The organism is Megalodesulfovibrio paquesii (assembly GCF_054653055.1).
Genome location: NZ_BAAIGQ010000004.1, coordinates 808,692 through 822,076 on the forward strand (window position 1 = coordinate 808,692; position 13,385 = coordinate 822,076).

Annotated in this window: 10 protein-coding genes and 2 tRNA genes; 5 read left to right on the top strand and 7 right to left on the bottom strand. The window is 64.1% G+C overall.

Going from position 1 to position 13,385, the window contains the following annotated elements:
* Window positions 1–100: 100 nt before the first annotated feature.
* The 4 genes from ACYQ00_RS06210 to ACYQ00_RS06225 form a co-directional block, all read right to left on the bottom strand.
* The gene (locus ACYQ00_RS06210) at window positions 101–1,285 is read right to left on the bottom strand and encodes an ABC transporter substrate-binding protein (RefSeq protein ID WP_460031293.1); all 1,185 of its coding nucleotides are present in this window, start codon (window positions 1,283–1,285) and stop codon (window positions 101–103) included.
* A gap of 58 nt (window positions 1,286–1,343) precedes the next feature.
* Window positions 1,344–2,363 (bottom strand): branched-chain amino acid ABC transporter permease, encoded by a 1,020-nt coding sequence (locus ACYQ00_RS06215; RefSeq protein WP_460031294.1) that lies wholly within the window; start codon window positions 2,361–2,363, stop codon window positions 1,344–1,346.
* Window positions 2,347–3,219 carry a branched-chain amino acid ABC transporter permease gene (locus tag ACYQ00_RS06220; RefSeq protein WP_460031295.1) on the bottom strand — a complete coding sequence of 291 codons (873 nt, stop codon included), beginning with the start codon at window positions 3,217–3,219 and terminating at the stop codon, window positions 2,347–2,349. The genes ACYQ00_RS06215 and ACYQ00_RS06220 overlap by 17 nt, the downstream gene beginning before the upstream one ends.
* 117 nt (window positions 3,220–3,336) lie before the next feature.
* Entirely contained in the window at window positions 3,337–5,067 is a 1,731-nt protein-coding gene (locus ACYQ00_RS06225) for an FG-GAP-like repeat-containing protein (protein WP_460031296.1), read from the bottom strand.
* 192 nt (window positions 5,068–5,259) lie between these two features.
* Here ACYQ00_RS06225 and ACYQ00_RS06230 point away from each other — a divergent pair, with 192 nt between their 5' ends.
* Together ACYQ00_RS06230 and ACYQ00_RS06235 are read left to right on the top strand one after the other, a co-directional pair.
* Window positions 5,260–6,615 carry an RsmB/NOP family class I SAM-dependent RNA methyltransferase gene (locus ACYQ00_RS06230; RefSeq protein WP_460031297.1) on the top strand — a complete coding sequence of 452 codons (1,356 nt, stop codon included), beginning with the start codon at window positions 5,260–5,262 and terminating at the stop codon, window positions 6,613–6,615.
* Between the two features lie 60 nt (window positions 6,616–6,675).
* Complete coding sequence (locus ACYQ00_RS06235; protein WP_460031298.1) at window positions 6,676–7,494, top strand: class I fructose-bisphosphate aldolase; 819 nt, start codon at window positions 6,676–6,678, stop codon at window positions 7,492–7,494.
* 74 nt (window positions 7,495–7,568) lie between these two features.
* Here ACYQ00_RS06235 and ACYQ00_RS06240 read toward each other — a convergent pair whose 3' ends face one another.
* The 3 genes from ACYQ00_RS06240 to ACYQ00_RS06250 form a co-directional block, all read right to left on the bottom strand.
* Complete coding sequence (locus tag ACYQ00_RS06240; protein ID WP_460031299.1) at window positions 7,569–9,449, bottom strand: chloride channel protein; 1,881 nt, start codon at window positions 9,447–9,449, stop codon at window positions 7,569–7,571.
* Window positions 9,450–9,457: 8 nt separating this feature from the next.
* Window positions 9,458–10,429, bottom strand: a complete 972-nt coding sequence (locus ACYQ00_RS06245) for a bifunctional riboflavin kinase/FAD synthetase (protein ID WP_460031300.1) — start codon at window positions 10,427–10,429, stop codon at window positions 9,458–9,460.
* A 160-nt stretch (window positions 10,430–10,589) separates the two neighbouring features.
* Window positions 10,590–10,727 carry a hypothetical protein gene (locus ACYQ00_RS06250; protein WP_460031301.1) on the bottom strand — a complete coding sequence of 46 codons (138 nt, stop codon included), beginning with the start codon at window positions 10,725–10,727 and terminating at the stop codon, window positions 10,590–10,592.
* Between the two features lie 183 nt (window positions 10,728–10,910).
* On the opposite strand from ACYQ00_RS06250, the gene ACYQ00_RS06255 reads away from it, so the two are divergent.
* The 3 genes from ACYQ00_RS06255 (at window position 10,911) to ACYQ00_RS06265 (ending at window position 13,370) form a co-directional block, all read left to right on the top strand.
* Window positions 10,911–10,997, top strand: a tRNA-Leu gene (locus tag ACYQ00_RS06255).
* A gap of 120 nt (window positions 10,998–11,117) precedes the next feature.
* Window positions 11,118–11,204, top strand: a tRNA-Leu gene (locus ACYQ00_RS06260).
* A 555-nt stretch (window positions 11,205–11,759) separates the two neighbouring features.
* On the top strand, window positions 11,760–13,370 hold the full coding sequence (locus tag ACYQ00_RS06265; RefSeq protein WP_460031302.1) for a DNA primase family protein: 1,611 nt from the start codon (window positions 11,760–11,762) through the stop codon (window positions 13,368–13,370).
* Window positions 13,371–13,385: the final 15 nt, after the last annotated feature.

A 13,385-nucleotide genomic window follows, 5' to 3' on the forward strand; every position in this document is an offset into this window, starting at 1 on the left:
GCCCGGCCGCAGAGCACGGCCGGGCTGAAGTTGAATGATTGCGGGCCAGAGCTCCCGGGGCTGCCTTCTGTTACGGCGTTACAGGCGCTGCTGGAGGCCCCTACTGGGCGACGTGGAACGCGCCGTCCTTGACCTGCAACATGAGCATGGAGGCCTCGTCCAGGCCGTTGTGGTCTTCGGGGGTCATGGAGAACACGCCGGAGACCCCAACCACACCCTTGAGCTGTTCCAAAGCATCGCGCAGGGCGGCGCGGTCCGCTGTGCCGGCCTTTTCCAGCCCGGCCTTGAGCAGCAGGAGGGCGTCCAGGGCGTAGCCGGAGTGGGTGTTGATGGGGAATTCCTTGTCGTAGCCGTTGGCGGTGTAGTCGGCGATGAATTTCTTGATGACCGGCCGCTGCGGGTCGTCTTCAGACAGGGTTTCCGGGGCCATGAGCTTGGTGCTGGGCATGAGCGCGCCTTCGGAGGCAGCGCCGGCCAGCTCGATGAATTTGGGATCCGGCTGGCCGTGGCACTGAACCACCAGCCCGGCGTAATTGGGCAGGGCCTTGAAATTCTTCTGGGCAATGGCGCCGGAGGGGCCGATGACCCAGACCACCACGGCATCGGGGTTGGTCACGGTCAGCTTGAAGGCCTGGGCGGAGTAGTCGCTGTCCTTGGGGTCCAGGGTTTCCTTGGCCACGACGCTGAGCCTGTAGTTGGCAGCCTGGGCTTCCAGGTGCATCAGCCCGTCCTGGCCAAAGCCGTCCTGGGCGGTGAGCACCGCCACGGTCTTCAGGCCGCGGGCCTTGAGCAGGCTGTAAATCTTCTTCACGGCCGTCTCGGTGCGCTGGGGCACCTTGAAGGTCCAATGGAAGGGGCCGTACTTGCCGCCGGCGACGATGGCGTCCCCGCCCACGGTCATGATGGAGGGGATTTTCTGGGTTTCGGTGTACTGTTTGATGGCCATGCCGCCACCGGTGGTGGTGGGGCCGATGATGGCCAGGACCTGATCCTTTTCCACCAGTTGCCGTGCTTTCTGCAGGGCAATGTTGGGGTCGGATTCGGTGTCGTAGATGACCATTTCCAGCGGACGTCCCAGGATGCCGCCAGCATCGTTGATCTGTTTGACGGCCATTTCGGCCACCAGCCGGCTGGCCGTGCCGACAAAGGCCGACTTGCCGGAACTGGCGAAGAGGCCGCCCACCTTGATGGGTTCGGCGGCGAACCCGTGTGCCGGAACCATGAGCGCCACCAGCAAAGCCAGCGGTGCAATACGACGGAAAATGCTGCCCAGAACGCTGCGCATGGCCGAATCTCCTTGAAGGGATGGAATGGCTGTCTGTAGCACAGCCCGGGCCGGAAGGCTAGGCAGAGGGCGTGCCGGCCCGGCGAAGGCTGGTCAGCAGCCGGCGCGGCGAAAGCTGGCCCCGCATGGCCGGGCCGAGCACCAGCGCCACGGCCAGCAGCAGCCCCTGGACCAGGGAGCGCGCATCGCCGAGAAAGTCCAGCCTGGTCAGCAGGGCTTCCAGAATCACCACGGCCACCAGCGGGGAAAACAGCCGCCCCTGCCCGCCGATGACCAGATACAGGAGCGTTTTGAGCGAGAGGCCCAGATCGAACTGCCGCGGGCTGATGAAGCCGGCGTAGTGCCCGTACAGGCTGCCGGCCAGGCAGGAGAGGGCCGCGCCGATGGCAAAGGCCTGGGCGCGGATGCCGGGCCGGTTGATGCCACAGGAAGAGGCGGCCAGGGGATCTTCCCGGCAGGCCAGCAGGGCCCGGCCGGGCCGGGACGACTCCAACGCCGCATAGACGTAGGCCGCGCCGAAGAGGAGCAGCGCGAAGGCGATGAAATAGAACTGGTCGCCGGTCAGCGTTGCGCCGCCCAGGGCCTCGGGCAGACGCAGGGGCCAGGCGTTGACCATGCCTTCCGCCCCGCCACTCAGGGCCGGAAAGGCCAGCACCACATTGATGAAGATGCTGTGCACCCCCACCGTGGCCATGGCCAGAAAGCCGGAATGCAGCTGTTCCAGCGGGCGGGACACGGCCGCGCCCACGGCGGCCGTCAGCAGCGCTGCGGCCGGCAGAATCCACAGGCTGCCGCCGGGGTAATACTGATGCAGGATGGCCGAGAGATAGGCCCCCATGCCGCAGAATGCGCCCTGGGCCATGCAGACCTGTCCGCCGAGGCCCAGGCAGAAATTGAGGGCCAGCACGTTCAGGCACAGCAGCAGATGCTGGTTGACGGCCAGGAGCTCATAGGAAGGGGCCAGCAGGCCCACGGCGGCGAGCACGCCGAAAAATCCCAGAAAGCTCCATCCCCGTCCTTCGGCAAACACGCGGGCGGGCTGGATGGAGGGGAGCTGGACGTTATCTGGCCTGGGCATGCTTTTCTCCCAACGGCATGACCACCAGCAGCACGATGAGCAGCAGGAACGTCAGCGCTTCCTTGAGTTCGTTGCCGAATGTCAGCACCAGCCCGGCTTCCAGAATGCCCAGGAAGATGCCGCCCAGGAACACGCGTCCCAGGGAGGAATAGCCACCCACGGTGGCAGCCACAAAGCCCTTGAGCCCCACGGCAAAGCCCATGTCGTGCCGGAGCATGGTCTGCGGCCCCACACACAGGGCGGCCAGGGCGGCCAGGGCCCCGGAAAGGGCAAAGCAGATGGCATAAGTGCGGATGGGATTGACCCCCTGCAGCGTGGCGGCCAGGGGGTGCATGGATACGGCCCGTACCGCCGTGCCCGTGCGCGTGTGCCGCAGAAAAAGATGCAGGAGCACGCCGGCCGTCAGGGACAGGACCAGCGCCGTGACCGTGTCCTGCGAAAAATACAGCGCGCCCAGACGCAGATCCGGCAGGGGAGCCATGCGCGGCAGGACCACCGGCTGCTTGCCCCAGATGAGAATGGCCAGACCCTGCCAGATGAGGCTGGCGGCCACGGTGAGCATGAGCTGGCGCAGCGGGTGGGCGCGCATGGTCAGGCCCAGGGTGGTGGCGTACAGGAAGATGCCCAGCAGAAAGCCCCAGAGGCAGGCAGCCAGAATGCCCAGGGTCCAGTGCAGATGCAGGGCCTGGACGAGTGAAAGAATTCCCAGGCCGGAGAGCAGCAACAGCTCGCCCTGGGCGAAGTTGATGAGCTTGGAGGCGTTGTAAATGAGGCAGAAGCCCAGGGCCATCAGGCCATAGACCGCCCCCAGCGCCAGGCCGGATGTGACTGCTTGCGCAAGATACAGACTGAACATGTCCCGCTGGGATTAGACGGCGCGGCGCAGTGCGTCAAGATCTGCGCCGGGGCGGCGAGGGCGTCGGGCAAAAAAAAAAGCGCCCCCCGAAGGGGGCGCTCCACTGCACGCGGCAGGCTACTCGGTCAGGCGGCTGGTTGGTTCGCCGCTGAACTCCTGGTCGATGGCCCGGTCGGACTGGGACATATCCAGCGGATAGACCAGCACGATGGACTTGCGGTTGTTCAGGCCCAGGGCGCCGGGGTGGGTGTTCACGAGCACGTAGAGGTCAGTGATGCCGTCGTTGTTGATGTCGGTGATGCCGTAATCAACCACCGAGCCTTTGATGCTGCGGGTCTTCCAGACCAGGTTCATGCCCACGCCGTCCCAGTACAGGGAGTGGATTTCGCCCTGGGGGAAGTAGCGGTAGCGCTGGAAGAACTGGGCGGCCATGGAGATGGGCCGGTTGACCAGCAGTTCGTAGCGGTTGTCGCCATCCATGTTGAAGGGCACCATGCGCATAGGGATGTAGTACTTGTCGCGCATGAGAACTTCGTCTTCGAAGCCTTCGGGCATGATGTCCTCGAACATGCCCACAAAGGAGCCAAAGTAGGGCTTGTCGGTCCGGGCCTGACGTTCGCCGGTATCGGTGAAGACGAGGATGTAGTCATCCTTGTCCACCACAAGCATCTTGTAGCCGTCAGGCTGGGGCAGGTAGCCCAGGTTGAAGACGTTGGCCTGGTCCGGAGCAAAGAGCATGGAGCCGAGGTCAAAGCCGTTCTGCGAGGGGATGGCTTCGTAAATGCCCTTGTCAAAGAGCTTCTGGCGGCCGGGCTTCTGGGCATAGAGCTTGGCCTCGAAGCGGGGGGGCGTGTTGATGGCGTTCAGGTAAAGCTTGATATTATCCTTGATCAGATTCAGCTTGCTGCCGTCGAAGGAAAGGACGTAGCTGCGCGGCTCGTACTTTTCGTACTTGTCGTGGTTGCCGGCCTTGGTGGTGCGCACGGCGCTGACGATGATTTCCTTGCGCTTGTCGTTGTTGTAATCCACCGCGCTCACGTGCAGGTTGGAGAGGCTCACCGGCGCTTCATAGACGGCAATCTGCTTCAGGGTCATGTCCGTATCGAAGTGATAGGCGTAGACCTTGGTGTCGTCGATGATGATGATCTCGCGCTTGCCGTCGCCATCAAAGTCGTCGGCAATCATGCCGGCCGAGGCGAAAGCCAGGCTTTGCGAACGCAGGCGGCCTTCGGACTGGGAGTCCCCGGCGTAGCGGAACTGCGGGTTAAGGTAGAATTCCTTGCTCTGATCCGCCTGGTTGTGCACCAGCGCCGGGTTCATGGCGTTGACCTTTTCCGTGGCCTTGCCTGCATCGCTGCTGCTGGCAGGGGCCGTGCCGGAGGCAGAGGTGCGGCCAAAGGCCTCGGCGCTCAGCTTGCGGGCAATGCCCTCCAGGGAGGGGATCAGGTTATCCAGCTTCACGGTGCCACTCTGGGGCCATTGGCCGCCCTTGGCATCCATGGCGCGCAGGTCGATGCTGGCATCGTTGCCCATCACGGTCACGCTGCCCCAGATCAGGTAATCGGCCCGCAGCCGTCCCAGCAGCTCGCGGCCCTTTTCGGGGGTCATGTCCTTGGCGGCGGGCAATTCCGCTGGCAGCTGGGCCATGGGGCGGGCATGGTCCTTCCAGTACAGACGGGAAGAAAGCATGTCCTGCAGGCCCTTGGACAGATACTGGTACTGTTGCGGGCCGTTCACGGAAAAGGGCAGCACCGCAAAGGTTTTTTCCGCGGCCTGGGCAGCGGTCGCAAACAGGGCGCCGCACATAGCCAGGATGAAAAGCCCCGCGAGACGCTGAAGCAGTCGCATAGAGACTCCTTGCAAAGACGGAAAGAAGGCAGGAAAGGGTTCTTGCTTATGTAAGTCGAACCAGCCGGACTATCAAGGCGCAATAGTCCATCCTTGCGCTGCCGTCCAGAGGCAACGGCCCGCCACGGATTACGAAGTGGCAAGGATGCCTGTTTGAAATGTGAAAGATTGACAAGTTGCCGGTGGGGCGGCATGCCTCCAGAAGCCATGAAACACCCCGTCTCTTCTCCGGAACGCAGCTCCGGCCGGACCTTCCGCTTTGTGGGGCCGGCCCGGGAACGCTTGGCCGTGGCCGGTTTGCTGGCTGCGGAAGGGCTGCCCTGGGAGCCGCTGCCCCTGCATGACATCGCCGCCCGCGCCCTGGCCGAGCCCATCCCCCTGGGCCGGACCCTGGCCGCGCGCTTTGGAAGAATTTACATTCAGGACGCCTCCTCCATGCTGCCGCCGGTGGTGCTGAACCCGCCGCCAGGGGCCATGGTGCTGGACATGTGCTCCAGTCCCGGCTCCAAAACCGGCTTTCTCTCCGAGCTGGTCGGCCCCACAGGCTGTGTGGTGGCCAACGAGCCCAATCCCGAGCGCCTGGCCACCCTGCGGCGGACCTTGCTGGAAACGCAGCGCCTCAATGTCGTCACCTGCCGGCATGAAGGGCAATCCCTGCCTCTGCCGGACCATTTTTTCAGCCATATCCAGTGCGATCCGCCCTGCAGCGGCTGGGGCACGGTGGAGAAGCATCCCAAGGTCGCAGCCCTCTGGAAAGGGGACAAGGTCGCCCCCCTCGTCGGCCTCCAGCGGCTGCTGCTGAGGGAGGCCGCCCGGCTGCTGGCTCCCGGCGGCCGGCTGGTCTATTCCACCTGCACCACCAATGTGGAGGAGAACGAGCGTCAGGTGGCCTGGGCCCTGGAGACGCTGCCCCTGGAGCTCGCCCCCGTGACGCCGCCGCCGGGCTTTGTATTCAAAACCCCGGAGCCGCCCTTTGGCCCGCAGGACTGCCTGCTGGTGGATGGCGAGGAAAGCCGCGCCCAGGGCTTTTTTCTGGCCTGCTTCACCAAGCCGGGGGCGCAGGAGGGGTGCAGGGACGATGCCGCCCTGCCCCAGTGCGGCGAGCCGCCACCGGGCATGCCTGTCTCGCCCCTGCTCGTGCGCGCCGCCGGGGCCAGCCCCGAGGCCTGGGATGGCGAAGTCTATGATTTTTCCGGCAGCTGCCACCTGCTGCCACGCCTGGCCCTGGCCCGGCTGCCCGCGGCCCTGCGCTGGCAGGCGGTGCCCATGGGGCGCTTGACCGCCAAGGGCCTGGCGATGCATCCTCGCGCCTGGAGCCTTCTGCCCCAGGGGCCGGATGGACTGGCACAGGCAGAGGCCGCCGGCCTGCCATGCGTCGTGGCCAGGGAACCGGCGGAGTTGACCGGTCTTTTTGAAGGCCGGGCCCTGCCCATGCCCACCCTTCCGCCCGGCCAGGGCAAGACACGCGCCGCAGGGTTGTGGTATGGAGACCTGGCGTTGGGGTGGCTCCAGGCCAAAGGCTCCCGGGCGCTGTGGACAGCCCGCTGAGTTTCCGGATGGCCAGCACCCCCGGCGTCCCTTTCATTTTCCATTTGCCAAGGACATTCCATGATTGGCGTGATGCGCAGGCTTAAGCGTTTCTTTACTGCCCCCAGCAAACGGGCCTTTGTGCTCACCCTGGACCACGGCGCCAGCGATGGCATGCTTCCCGGCCTCATGCACATGACCACGCTGCTGGAGGCCATCGGCCAGCCGCCGGCGCAGGGGCTGGTGCAGGGGGTGGTGCTCAACCGCGGCATGGCCCGGGCCTACGCCACCAAGGTGGACCCTGCGGTGCAGGTGGTGGTCCAGCTCTCCGCCGGTACCAAGCACGGCCTGCCTACCTATATGAAGAGTCTGGTCTGCAGCGCGGCCGAAGCCCTGCGCGTGGGCGCGGACGCCGTGTGCATCCATATGAATATCGGCAACGACCTGGAAGACCGCATGCTCACGGATTTCGGTTCGGCCTGCGAAGACGCCCACCAGCTGGGTCTGCCGGTCATGGCCGTGATCTACCCCCGCGGCGGACAAATCGTGAACGAGCGCGACCCCAGCCTTATCGGTCATGCCATCCGGGTGGGCGGCGAGCTTGGGGCAGATCTCGTCTGCGCGCCCATGCCCCTGGATCCACGGTCCTTTGCCGACGCCGTGGAGAGCTGCCCGGCGCCGGTGCTGGTGGCCGGCGGCGCGGCGCGTTCGGACTTCGAGCAGTTTCTGGTCGAATTGAACGTGGCCCTGGAGTGCGGCGTCATGGGCGCCTGCGTGGGCCGGAACATCTTCCAGCATCCTGACCCCATCCGGGCCCTGGGGCTGGTGGCCGCCGTGGTGCACGGCCCCGAGGCTTTGCGGGGCATGACGGCAACAGAGCCGGAACCGACGTCAACGTAGGAAGGGGGCCGCAGGGCCCCTTTTTGGGGGAGATGCGTTCTGCTCCTGTTTTCCCCCTTGCCTGACTGTCTGCCTCAGCTTTCTTCCCGCATGGTCTTGATGGCCTGGTTGTACGCAGCAAAGACATCTTCGCGGTTGAGCATGCCCAGGAGCAGCGGCACGGCCTTGAGCCCGCCATCCGGGGCTTCCGCGGGCGGCAGGGCCGGCAGCACCGGGATCTGGCTGACGTTATGGCCCACAAAGGCCAGGAGCGCCGTGTACAGGTCATCCTCGGGTGTCAGGGTGCTCACGGGCCTGAGCGGCAGGTCGCGCACCAGGATGAGGTCGAAGAGCGAATCCTCAAAGAGCACGCGGCGCACGTCCTCCATGGTCAGGAGGCCCTTGATCTCGCCATCGGCGTTGCGCACGGGGAAGCAGAGCTGGTTGGTGTGGCAGATGATGTCCGTCAGTGCCTTGAGGGACACATGCTCCTCCAGCACCACCACCGGGCCGCGGGCATAGTAATCCTCCACGCGCAGGCGCTCCAGGATGTTGATGGTGGCGTCGGAGCGGTGGGCCGGGGATTCGAACTTGTTATCCACTTGGTTTTCATACAGATGGACCTTGCGGTTGAAGACCAGACACAAGGCCGAGGAGAGCATCAGCGGCGCCAGCAGACCATAGCCCTTGGTCAGTTCGCAGACCATCATGATCGGCCCGATGGGCGATTTGGCCACCCCGGTGAAGAACGCGGCCATGCCCACCAGCACGAACGCGCCGGGCTGGGTGACGATATCCGGAAAGAGCGCATGAGCCGTAAAGCCCACCACACCGCCGCTCATGCCGCCCACAAACAGCGCCGGCGCGAACATCCCGCCGCTCATGCCCGATCCAAGGGTCAGGGACGTGGCCACGATCTTCAAAAAGATCACTGCCAGCATGGCCGTCACAGCCATGTTGCCCAAAATGGCCTCTTCCACCCAGCCAAAGCCGCCCGAAAGCACTTGCGGGAACTGAATTCCCAGGAGTCCGGCCAGCAGCCCGCCCAGGGCCGCCGTGGCCGGCAGGCCGATGCGGTCGGCCAGGGGGGTGAACAACGAATACTTCACCCAGCGGAAAATGCGCACGTACACCCAGCCCGTGGCCGCGCAAAACATCGCCAGGACCAGATAAAACGGAAGCTCCAGAAAATTGTTGAACTGAAATTGCGGAATGGAGAAGAGCGGCGCCGTGCCGTAAATCAGCGCAAAGACCGTGTACGCTGCCACGGAGGAAAGCACCGAAGGCAGCACGGCTTCGGCCTCGAAGTCTTCGGCATAGATGACTTCGATGGCCGTGAGCGCCCCGCCCATGGGAGCCCGGAAGATGGCCCCCAGGCCGCCGGCCGCGCCGGTCAGCAGCAGGATGCGCCGTTCTTTGGGCGAAAGATCTAGCTTGAGGGCCAGCCAGGAGCCCAGCCCCGCCCCCAGCTGGGAGATGGGGCCTTCCCGGCCGGCGCTGCCGCCCGTGGCCAGGGTCAGGATGCTGGTGGCTCCCTTGATGAGCGGCGCCAGGGGGCGGATGATGCCGCTTTGCTGGTGGAAGGCCTTGATCATCCCGTCCGTGCCGTCCGTGCCGCCGAACCGGGTTTCCGGGATGACGTGCTGGACGAGCCAGCCGGTCAGCAGCCCGGTCGCCGCCAGCAGGACCGGCACAAGCCAGGGGCGATAGACCCCGCCGGGCTCGCCGTGGAAGAGCACCTCGCCATCGGCCGGGGGCAGATGCAGGCCTGCCCATTCAATCAAAAAAATGTGGTGGAGATATTCCACCAGGAAAAAAAACAGAGAGGCCACCAGCCCGGCCAGCACCCCCACCCCAATGCCCAGGAGGAGCCAGCGGACGGAGCCGATGGTCCGGTAGGTGTTGACCAGGGCCCGCCAGTGGTTGAGCCAGTATCGCAGTTGCGCGTTGACGCTTGAGAACTTGGTCGGGACCATGGCAGCACTCAGGCCGGGGCCCAGCAGTTGGCTTCGGGTTCCGCCAGGATACGCCGAGCCAGGGCCACGTCCTCAGTGATGCGCGCCACCAGGGCATCCACTCCGGAGAATTTTTGTTCCGGCCGGATGAACTGGACAAAATGCACGTGGAGGTCCTTGTCATAGAGGTCGGCATCGAAGTCCATGATATGCACTTCCACGCTGACGTCCGTATTGCCAAAGGTGGGGTTCAGGCCGATGTTGGCCACGCCGGCCAAGGCCTCGCCGCCGGGGCGGTTGCCGTTCAGGTTGACCCAGACGGCATAGACGCCATTGCGCGGCCGGACCTCGTTCTCCAGTTTCAGGTTGGCCGTGGGAAAGCCGAGCAGCCGGCCGCCGCGGTTGTGCCCGTGGATGACCGTGCCGCGGACGGCGTAGTACCGGCCGAGCAGGCAGCGGGCCTCCCAGACATCGCCGGCCTTGATCAGGTCGCGGATGCGGGTGGAGCTGACCACGGCGTCGTTGATCATCACCGGGGGCATGCGTTCGCAGCGGAAGCCGTACTGCTGGCCCAGGGCCTGGATGACGTCGAAATTGCCCTTGCGGCCCTTGCCAAAGGACCAGTCATAGCCCACCACGAGTTCCTTGCAGTTGATCCAGTCCACCAGATAGGTTTTGACAAAATCCTCGGGCTCCATGGCGGCCATGGCCTTGGTGAACTCCAGCAGAAGAGTCATGTCCACGCCCATGGCCTCGATGAGGTCCAGCTTCTGCTCGCGGATGGTGATGAAGGGCGGGGTGTGGGGCCCCACCAGTACCTGCAGGGGATGCGGGCAGAAGGTGGCCACCACGGACGCGAGCCCGCGGGCCCTGGCCTTGCCCAGCACGCGGTGGATAAGGGTCTGGTGGCCTTTGTGCACGCCATCAAAGTTGCCGATGGTGACGCAGCTGCCTGCGGACAGATCCAGGGTGATTTCCTGGCGGGTGCGGGCGATGAGCATGAGTGTGCTTGGGTGCGAAAAAACGGGTGGTAGAAAGCCGGGGGCCGCGCGCGACGGGTGCAACGCGGCACAACCCCGGCTGCGGGCCGGAGACCGGCTCTCTGGCTACCCTAAAACGTCCATCGGGGCAAGGCGGCCCTGCCCCTGCAGGCCGGCCGGGCTACATCACGCAGTGGCATGGTTCCGCAACGGTGGGGGTGGGGTCCGAATACAGGGCATAGCCGTCGCGCCCGGCGGCATTGACCCGGTAGAGGGCCTCGTCCGAAGCCCGAAGCAGGGCTTCCATATCAAACTGCACGTCCGGCACTCCTTTGCGGACCCCATGGCACAGCCCGTCGGCACCTGACAAGCATCCAGCACAAGCATCCACATGGAAGGGATATGCTGGAGGGGAGTTGCCCGGCGCGTCAAGAAAAATCCGCAGCCAGGCAAAAAAACGCTTGCCAAGGGCGTCCAGCTTGGATAGAAGCGTCTCTCCAGTGCCGAAGTGGTGGAATTGGTAGACACGCTAGGTTCAGGGTCTAGTGGTCGCAAGGCCGTGGGAGTTCGACTCTCCCCTTCGGCACCACCCACAGTCGATGCAGCGCTCCCGCCCTGAACAGGAGCGCTTTCTTTTGCCCAAATTTCTGCAGCCGCATTTTTTCACTTGCCAAGAACCGACGGCTTGGATAGAAGCATCCCCTCCAGTGCCGAAGTGGTGGAATTGGTAGACACGCTAGGTTCAGGGTCTAGTGGTCGCAAGGCCGTGGGAGTTCGACTCTCCCCTTCGGCACCACAAAAAAATCAACGGGTTAGCGAGAGCTGCGGCTTTTGCTAACCCGTTTGATTTTTGCGCGTCCCTTTTTCTCCCCCACGTCTCCCCCACAGCGCCAGAACACCGCGTCTTCATCACGCTCCCCCGCATTCTTCCTTTGCCAGCCATGGGTTCACCCCTGTGCCCCGCCATGTGGGGGAAGCGTGGGGGCGGTGTGGGGGAGATTGTGTTCCTCCTCTGGTTTGCATCCCACAACACGGCCGCGAAGAGCGTTGCACGAAGTGGCCACTCCTGCAGCAGCTGCGTCGTGGCCGTGAGCTTCGCGGCCGTATCCTTTCGCGGGCATAGCCCGCTCTTGCCCTCCTGCCTCTCGCCCTCTCGCTTTTCCCCCTCCCCTTCCACCCCTCTCCCCAGATTCCATCCAAAGCTCCCAGGGGCGGCGGGTCCTTCCTGGCTGCAAACGCCTCCGCGGGTGCGCGCATCTCGGGTGTTTTTCGCGATGTCCGGAATATGGTCGCGGAAAAACGGAATTCGCTGGTGTGGCAACAGGACTTCCAATAGCCGCGGGAGGGCGTCATGAGTTCGGGGAATATGAATAAAGACGCCATCATCGCGCAAATTGAAGCTCGGGTGCACGAAGAGTCCCTGAGCATCGAAAAGGTTGCAGGGCAACAGCAAGAAAAGCTGCCAATGAGCTTTTTGATGACCTGCCTGCGCGGCAACCGCGTGGGGGATGCGAACCTCTACGCCGCCATGCATCGAGGCAAGTTCCTGTATGTGGAGCGGTGGGGGAGGTGGCTGTACTGGAATGGCCACTACTGGGATGAGGACATCAACAACCGCCGTTCCCTGGCCGCAGTGGAGCGCGTTTGCGAGGAGTATCAACGGATCCTGCTTGAAAACCCGGAGGCCGAAGAAGGGTCCGACCTCGCAAAGCTTGTGTACAAGCGGTTGAATGTGCTGCGTGACAAATCTGGACGGGAAAACCTGCTGGAGTGCGCTGCCACCATTGATGAACCGCTGTGCATCACTGGCGAGGAGCTCGACAAGCAGCCATATCTGCTGGCTTGCCCGAATGGCGTCATCGACTTGCGCACCGGCAAGGTGTCTCCAGGGCAACCGGACCAGTACATCCTGAACGCCTGCCCCACGGAATGGACCGGCCTGGAGACGCCAAGCCCCGCCTTCATGGAGTTTCTGCATTCCAGTTTTGATGGCGATGAAGAGCTGATCCGCTACATCCTTCGGCTGCTGGGGTACGGGCTGTTAGGGGTCAGGGATGATCACATCTGGGCCATTTTCCACGGCCCGCGCGGGCGCAATGGCAAGGACACCCTGATGAAGGTGGTGAGCAAGATCCTCGGGAAGGCGCTTACCATCAAAATCCCCACGGCCATGCTGCTGCAACAGACCTTTCAGCGTTCCGGCTCCCAGCCGGAGCCGGACATCATGGCCCTGCGCGGTGCGCGGATCGCCTTTGCCTCCGAGGGTGAGGCCGGACAGAAAATGGCCATGAGCAAGCTGAAGGACCTGACCGGCGGCTCCATCATCACGGCGCGGGGCATCAATGACAAGCTGATGACCTCCTGGGAGCAGACCCATCTGCTCTTCTTCCTCACCAATGAACTGCCCAAGATGAAGTCGGATGATGACGCCTTCTGGACCCGGCTGCATGCCGTCCACTGGCCCATCCGGTTTGTGGATGACCCCCAGGCCCCGGACGAACGCAAGCGCGATCCGCACATGGCAGCGCGGCTGGAGGAGGAGCGGTCGGGCATCCTGGCCAGGCTGGTGGAAGGGTGCCTGGACTACCTGAAGCATGGACTGTGCCCGCCGGAGAAGGTCACGGCCTATACACGCGAGCAACGGGATCAGTTCGATGACATCGGGCAGTTCCTCCACGACTGCTGTGAACGGGAGGAGCCGCCGGCGTCTGGCATGGATTGGAAGACCCGGACGCCTGGATCGGAATTCGCCGCCGTATGCAACTGGTGGTGCAAGAAGACCCTCGGCAATGCGTACGCCTATTCACCAAAGCGACTGACGCAGACCCTGGACCGCAAGGGCATCCCCACGAAAAAATCCAGTGTGATGTACTACCTGGGAATCACCATCCGGCCGGGGGTGCTGGCCGAATTCCAGGATGCCCAGGACGACGAGGACAGATCCTCCTGGAGGCGGTCATGACCATGCCCGGCTGTC